Raw genomic sequence first — 7,541 nt, forward strand, 5'->3', positions numbered from 1 at the left:
GGGTGCGAAGGGGGAGGTCGGAGGTTACCGGCCCCCAGCAAGCGCGACAACGCCCTCGAAGACGAAGGCGACAGGACCACGGAGGCGGATGTCGGACAGGTCGGCGGGCACGCGGATGCGCAGGTTGCCTCCCGGAAGGGTGACGCGCAGCCAGGTGTCCGAGGGCAACCGCCCCGCCAGCACCGCCACCACCGCCGAGGCACAGGCCCCCGTGCCACACGCCTGGGTCAGCCCACAGCCCCGCTCCCACACGACGACGGTGAGTCCGTCCTCCTCCACCCGGACGAACTCGACGTTGGTACGGTCCTGGAAGTCAGGGTGCCGCTCCAGCACCGGCCCCAGTCGAGGCGCGTCCTCCAGCGGCTGGTCCAGGAGGACCAGGTGGGGATTGCCCATGCTCACCGCGGACGCGCGAAGCTCGGGGTGCCCCGGCAGCGGCGTGTCCAGGAACGCACGCCCGGTGACACCGGACGGAAGGTTGGGGGCCACGAGCCGTGCTGGCCCCATGGAAATGTCCACCGCGACCACCCCGCCGTCACCGTAGCCGGGCATGCAGGTGAGCACTCCGGCGCCTGTCTCCACGTCGATGCGGCCCGGGTTGTCCCCGGACTGGTCGACCAGGTACTTCACCGCGCAGCGCAGGCCGTTGCCGCACATCTCCGCGATGCTGCCGTCGGCGTTGTGAACGACCATCCGGGCCAGGCCGTGCTCGGAGGGGAGCAGCGCGAGGACTCCGTCGGCGCCGATGCCGAGCCGGCGGTCGCACATCCAACGCGAGGTCTCCGCGTCGATGTCCACGCCGGACCGGCGACGGTCCAGGACCACGAAGTCGTTGCCCAGCCCCTGGTACTTGAAGATGCGCTCGCGAACGTCCACGGTGGCAATCCTAGCCGTGGAACGTCACTCGCGCTCGTCCGCCTTCTTCGTCGGAGGCGGCGGGTCGGGCATGTCGAGCGCGGGCACGGCGGTGCGCGGGGGCTTGGCCTGAGGGATGGTGGGGGCCCGGACGGGCGTGCCACCGGGCGGGGTCAGCGCCACGCCCGTGCGCCGGGACAGCTCGCTCTTCACCGCGTTGAGCTCCGCGTTGGCGCGCTCGTAGATGTCCTGGACGGGGTTGGCCCCGGCTCGGGCCACCTGACGGCGCAGGGTGCCCAGCTCCGTCTCCTGGGCCTGGAGCTTCTCCTGGAGTGAGTCCACCTCCGACTGGAGCTGCTCCATCTCCGCGGCCATCTCCAGGACGGCGTCCGTCTGCGAGGCGGCCTTGAGCTCCTCGGTGGCCTTGAGCAGTTCGTTGCGCTCGGCCTCCAGGGCGGTGAGTCGGGCCTGCTGCTCCTTCACGAGCGGCTCCAGGCGCTCCCGCTCGAAGCGATCCTTCAGGAGGTCCTGCTTCTCCGTCGTCAGGGCCTGCGCCTGCTCCTGGAGGCGCGTCAGCTCGGTCCGCAGCGTGGTGAGACGGTCGGACGTGGTGCCGTCACGCTGCGCGAGCTGGCGGCGGGCTTCTTCCAACGACTCGGAGACGCGGGTGCGCTCGGCGCGCTCGGTGTCGAGCAGGCGCACCGCATCCGTGGAAGCTGTCTCCAGGGCGGTGATGCGGCCTTCCAGCCGGACCCGGGCGGCCCGAGCGACAGTCAGGTCTGACTGGAGTCGCTCACGCTCCGACTCGGCGCGGGTCAGGCGGTCCTGCAAGGACTGGAGCGCGGTGGCGCTCTCCGTCGTGGAGGATTCCAGGTCGGACAGGCGGGCTTCGAGTTCGGTGCGCCGGGCCTCGAAGTCCGTGGTGGCCTCGACGAGCCTGGCGCCGTGTTCCTCGCGCATGGATTGAGCGCGAACCTGGAGGTCGGAGAATTGGGCTTCCAGCTCGGCGCGGCGCGCCTCGGCGTCGGTGAGCCGAGACTCCAGCTCGGTCCTGTCCGTGCGGTGGGCGTCGAGCTGAGCGGAGGACTCCGCGAGCCGCGCGCCCAGCTCGGACTTGTCCGTGCGCTCGGCGTCGAGCAGGGCCACCGTGTCCGCGAGCCGCGATTCCAGGTCGGCGCTGTCCGTGCGCTGAGCGTCCAGCAGGGCCACCGTCTCCGTGAGCTTCGATTCCAGGTCCGCATGTTCGGCGCGCTGTGCGTCGAGTCGCGACACGCTCTCTGTGAGCTTCGACTCCAGGTCCGTGCGCACGGAGTGCTGAGCCTCGAGCCGCGCCACCGTTTCCGTGAGCTTCGACTCCAGGTCCGTGCGCACGGAGTGCTGGGCCTCGAGCTGCGCCACCGTTTCCGTGAGCTTCGACTCCAGGTCCGCACGCTCGACGCGCTGCTCTTCGAGCCGGGTGCTGAACTCCGTGAGCCGGGCTTCCAGCGCGGACTGGTCCGCACGGTGTGCCTGGAGGAGCGAGTCCGACTCGGTGAGCCGGGCCTCCAGCGCGGCCAGCGCCGACCGCTGCGCTTCGAGCTGCGACAGGCTCTCCGAGAGGCGAGCTTCCAGCTCGGACTTCTCCGCGCGATTGGACTCCAGCTCGGAGCGCTGTTGTTCAAGCTGCGCGGTGAAGTCGGCGAGCCGGACCTCCCAGTCCGCCCGGGCCTGTCCCAGTGCTTCGGTGGCCTCCGTCAGTCGCGCATCCAGGGTCGTGGACCGCTCCTGTTCGGCCCGTGCCGACTCGGTGACTCGCGCCAGCTCAGACCGCGCGGCCTCCAGGTCGGCACGCGTGCTCTCCAGCGAGGCGCGCTCGCTTTCGAGCGAGTTCTCCATCGCGGTGGCCTTCCCCGCGAAGCGCCGCGCCGTCTCGAGCTGCACCATGAGCAGCTCGGCGTTCTCGCGCTGGGCGACCAGCCGTTCCCGTGCGTCCACCAGCTCCGCGTCGAGCCGGGAGAGGTGCATTCCCCGGTCGTGCAGCGCGGCCATGGCGCGCTGGAGTTCCATCCCCAGGCGCATCACTTCCTGCCGCGCCGCCATCAAGTGGGTCAGCTCGCCTCGCAGGTCCAGCACTTCCTGGCGCGTGGCCTCCAGCGCGGTCTCCGTGGCCTCTTGCGTCCGAAGTTGTTCGCGAAGCTCACCCAGCTCCACCTCGCGCGCGGTGGCGGTCTCGGTGAGTCGAGTGGCCTGGGCCTGGAGCTCTTGCAGGGCCCACTCCCGCTCGGAGAGGGTCGCATCCACTGTGCGCTTCGCCGACTCCGCCTCGCTCAGCGACTGCTCCACGGACGCCAGTCGCGCCCCCATGGACTCCGCTTCGGACAGCCGCGCATCCAGGGTCGACTTCAGCTCCCGCGCCGAGTCCTCGGCCTGGGCGCGTTCTCCCTCCAGTCGCTCCACGCTGGCGCGCAGCGCCTGCTCGCGGGACTCGGAGGTCTCGCGCACTTCTGTCAGGGCCTGCTCTCGGGCCGCCAGCTCGGCACGCACCTGCGCCAGGGCTTCGCGCTCACGGGCCAGCTCGGCACGTGCTGCTTCCGCGCCCTGCTGTTCCGTCGCCAGCGCGTCTCGGGTCTGAGCCAACGAGGCTTCGACCTCGGCACGCGCGCGCTGCTCTCCCTCCAATCGCTCATGAACATGTGCGAGTCCGGCCTGGCCATCGCTGCGTTCCTGACGTTCGGTCTCCAGCTCCGCGCGAGCCGCACTCAGCGCCTCTCGCTCCGCCGTCAGCGAGGTCTCGACTCGAGCCCGACCCTCTCGCTCCGAGACAAGCTCCGACTGGAGTCGGGTGACGACCTCGTCCGCGTCGGAGACTCGCGCTCGGGCGTCGGTCAGCTCCGCGGCCAGTGCTTCACGCGCCGCACGCTCGGAAGCGAGGGACTGGCGTGCTTCCGCCAACGAGGCCTGGGCCTGAACCTCACCCTGCCCCCAGGACTCTCGCTCCGTGGCCAGCGCCTCGCGGGCCTCCGCCAGGGCTGCGTCAGTCCTCGCGCGTTGCTCCGATTCCGACTGGAGTCGAAGCTGGGTCTCCGACAGTGCCTCATCGGCGCGTGTCCGCAGCGCCTCGATTTCCGCGAGGCGCGCTCGAGCCTCGCTCAGTGCGGCTTCGACACGCGCCTTCGCCTCGGTCTCCGCCAACAGGCGTGCCTCGGCCTCGGCCACTGCCGCGTCGGCGAGAGACCGCTGTTCGGCCTCACGCTGAAACTGGGTCCGGGCCTCGGCCAGCTCCGTCTCGACGCGAGCCTTCTCCTCGCCGTCCTCGTGACCACGGCTCCGAGCCTCGGTCAGCGCCGTCTCGACGCGCGCCCTCGCCTGGGTCTCTTCCTTGAGGAGTCCCTGGGCCTCGACAAGCGCCGTCTCGAGACGCGCCCTCGCTTCGGTCTCCGACTCGCTCCGGGCTTGCGCCTCGGCCAGCGCAGACTCGACACGCGCCTTCGCCTCGGCTTCCGACTCGCTCCGAGCCTGGGCCTCGACCCATGCCGACTCGACACGCGCCTTCGCTTCGGCTTCCGACTCGCTCCGAGCCTGGGCCTCCGCCAATGCCTTCTCGACGCGCGCCTTCGCCTCGGCCTCTTCCTGGATGCGAGCCTCGGCTTCAGCCAGCGTCGCTTCGACGCGCGCCTTCGCCTCGGTCTCTTCCTGGATACGGGCCTGGGCAGTGGCCAGTGCAACCTCGAAGCGCTCCTGCGCCTCCGTCAGCGTCGTTTCTGCGCGGCCCCGCCGCTCGGCCTCGGCCTGGAGGCGAGCCTGGGCTTCCGCCAGGGTGCCTTCGACATGGGTCCGCTGCTGACCTTCGCCATGAAGCTGTCCTCGCGCCTCCGCCAGCGCCTCCTCGGCGCGCGTGCGTCGCTGGAGTTCCTCCTGGAGCTGGACCTGCACGTCCGCGAGCACCGCTTCCCAGCGAGCACGTCGCTCCGTCTCCGCGTCCAGTGCCTCCTTCGACTGGGTGAGCGCCTGTCGTGCCTCGGCCAGTCCCGACTGGGCCTCCGCGAGCGCCGACTCCGTGGACTCCCGACGCGCCTGCTCCGCCTCCAGCTCCGCGCGCAGGGTCTCCAGCGCGGAGCCCGATTTCACGCGACCATCGCGCTCGGCCTCCAGCGTGGCCTGGACCTCCGCCAGCGAAGTCTCCAGCGCGGCACGGCGCGCCACCTCCGCGTCCACCGCCTCGCGAGTCCGCGCCAGCATGGCCTCGGCCTCGACGAGCCGCTGAGCCGCGTTCTCCAGCTTGCCCCGCGAAACCCGCAGCGCCTCCTCGACAGCGGCGCGCGACTCCCGCTCCTGGTCCAGCTCTCCGCCCACACGAGAGGCCAGGGCCGCCGTGGAGTCCCGCTCCTGATGCGCTGTCTCCAGGTCCGACTGCACGGACTGGAGCGTGAGTTCCAGCTCCTCCGCGCGCGCCGACTCCTCTCGACGGGAGCGACTCAGCGTGGAGACCTCCGCCTCCAGCTCCACCACGCGCCGGACCAGCGCCTGACGCTCTTCCTCCAACTCGAGCTTGCGCGCCTCCGTCTCCGCGCGAATGGCGGCCTCGGTGCGAGCCTCCTCCGCGAGCGCCTCCGCCCGCACACGCTCCGACGCGAGCACGCCCTCAAGCGCCGTCAGCCGGGACTGGAGCCCGGAGCGCTCTGTCTCCAGAGCCCCCGTCAGCCCCGCTTCGACGCGAGCGCGTTCCGCCTCCAGCTCCGTGATGCGCTGGCCGGCCTCGTGGAGTGACTCCTCCAGCTTCCGCGCGGTGGCGCGAGCGGACGCCTCACCCTCGGTGAGCGCCTCCAGTTCGCTGCGCAGCCGAGCTTCACGCTCACGCGCGGCGACCAGCTCCGTCTCCTGACCGCGTCCCTCGGCCTGGAGCGCCGCCAGCTGTTCCTCCGCGTCGCGTCGAGCACCCTCGGCCGACGCCACGCGCAGGGACGCCTCCGTCAGCTCGCGAGCCGCGCGCGCCAGCTCCGCTTCCTTCAGGGACAGGGCCGCCGCGGCCTCACGCGTGAACTCCTCCGCGCGGGTCGTCCCGCCCTTCAGATGCTCCACCGCCGCCAGGGCCGCCGAGTACTGCTCGGCGATGCGCAGCTCCCGCTCGCGGGCCGCATCCGCCGCGCGGCGGCGATCCTCGGACTGCTCCCCGGCGCGCTCCGCCAACAACCGGTCCTTCTCCCGGTCGATGCGCAGCGTGGTCAGCTCATCCTGAAGCTCCCGCACCTGGGTATAGGTCTGCGTCAGCCGCTCCCGGGCTTCCTCCAGGGACGTGGCCAGCTCCTCGCGGCGCGCGCGCTCCAGCCGGAGCGTCTCCTGGCCCGCGAGCACCTGGACTCCGGCCTCCGCCTGCACGCGCTGCGCGGCCTCGACCTCCAGGCGCTGCGCCGTCAACCGGCGGTCCGCATCTCCCAGCCGCTCGTGCGCGACCTGGAGCTCCAGCTCACGCCGTCGCAGCCGTCCCGTCAGGTCGTCGCGCTCGCGCTGCGATTCCGGCGTGCCCCGCGCCTGCTCGAGCTGCGCGGTGAGCCGCGCCACCTCGTCCCGAGTCACCTCCAACACGGGCTTGAGCGCGGCGACCTCCGCCTCCCGGTCCGTCAGCTCCGTGCGCAGCCGCGTCAGCGACTCCTTCAGCCGCGTGCTGCGCTCCTCCCAGGACTTCGCGCGCGCCACCACTTCGTCCAGCTTGCCCCGGGTGAAGGCGAGCGGCTCCGGCGGCAGCTGCACCCACGTGGGGTCCACCGAACGCGCGGGCTCCTGTCCGGCGACGACCAGGAAGTACGCCGCCTCGCCGTTCTGCACGAGCGAGCCGTCCACCTGGAGCCCCTCGCCGCGCTCGAAGGCGAGCTGGTAGCCCAGCACCGGCGACTGCGTGGCCACCTCCACGTGCGGGAAGTGCACGTTGAGCGCATCCAGCAGCAGCCCATACGTGGGCGGCGCGCCACCCTCCTCCGCCTCCATGAGCTGCGGCAGCGCGAGCCCCGCGACGTTGCGCAGCCCTCCCACCAGGAAGCCCTGCTTCGCGACCAGCCGCGCCAGCTCCGCCAGCAGCTCCGGGGCCCGGACGTACGGCGCCAGGTCCGCCACGAGCACGACATCGAAGCTTCCCGGCTCGAAGTCGTCGTAGATGTTGGCGCGGAAACGCAGCGTGGGCCCACCGTGCGCCTTCTGCGCGGCCTGGACCGCCTTGAGGTCCTCGTCACAGGCGACGACAGCCCGCGCTCCCCGCTCCAGCAGGAAACGCGCGCTCTCTCCACCGGTGGAGGCCACCGCGTCGACCTCCAGAACGCGGCGGCGCGCGAAGAGGCTCTCGGCGAAAATGTAGCGGGGCAGCAGTTCACTGGGCCCCATGCGACGGAATGTGTGATGCATGGGTGTGTTCGGGGGTGGGAGTATAGCCGTGGGCCTCCGCGCCCCAAGGAAAGCGCCAGGGACCGAAATCAGCCCGGCGCCCGGACGTCAGGAGAGCAGGCGACATGAACGGATCGGCACAGCAGGGCTTTGGCTATCGGGCACGGCGGACCTTCATCAGGCTGCTCGTCTTCTTCCTCATTCTCGGACTGGGCGGCGGAGTCGTCTTCCTCCTGTCCCAGCTCAACTCGCGCACCTTCACCCTGGCCCCCGTGGACGGCCAGCTCGTGGTGATGAAGGGCCGCATGGCCCCCATGGGCTGTCTCTTATACACA

The 7,541-nt window shown here is 71.4% G+C and carries 2 protein-coding genes and 1 pseudogene; 1 reads left to right on the forward strand and 2 read right to left on the reverse strand.

Going from position 1 to position 7,541, the window contains the following annotated elements; all coding sequences use genetic code 11:
- Positions 1-24 precede the first annotated feature (24 nt).
- On the reverse strand, positions 25-876 hold the full coding sequence (dapF, locus tag FJV41_RS28990) for a diaminopimelate epimerase (protein ID WP_141645816.1): 852 nt from the start codon (positions 874-876) through the stop codon (positions 25-27).
- 24 nt (positions 877-900) lie between these two features.
- Complete coding sequence (locus FJV41_RS28995) at positions 901-7,227, reverse strand: methyltransferase domain-containing protein (RefSeq protein ID WP_141645817.1); 6,327 nt, start codon at positions 7,225-7,227, stop codon at positions 901-903.
- 104 nt (positions 7,228-7,331) lie between these two features.
- Here FJV41_RS28995 and FJV41_RS29000 point away from each other — a divergent pair.
- Positions 7,332-7,541: pseudogene (locus tag FJV41_RS29000) on the forward strand (IF-2 protein); the annotation flags it as partial.

The organism is Myxococcus llanfairpwllgwyngyllgogerychwyrndrobwllllantysiliogogogochensis (genome assembly GCF_006636215.1).
Classification (GTDB): Bacteria; Myxococcota; Myxococcia; order Myxococcales; family Myxococcaceae; genus Myxococcus; species Myxococcus llanfairpwllgwyngyllgogerychwyrndrobwllllantysiliogogogochensis.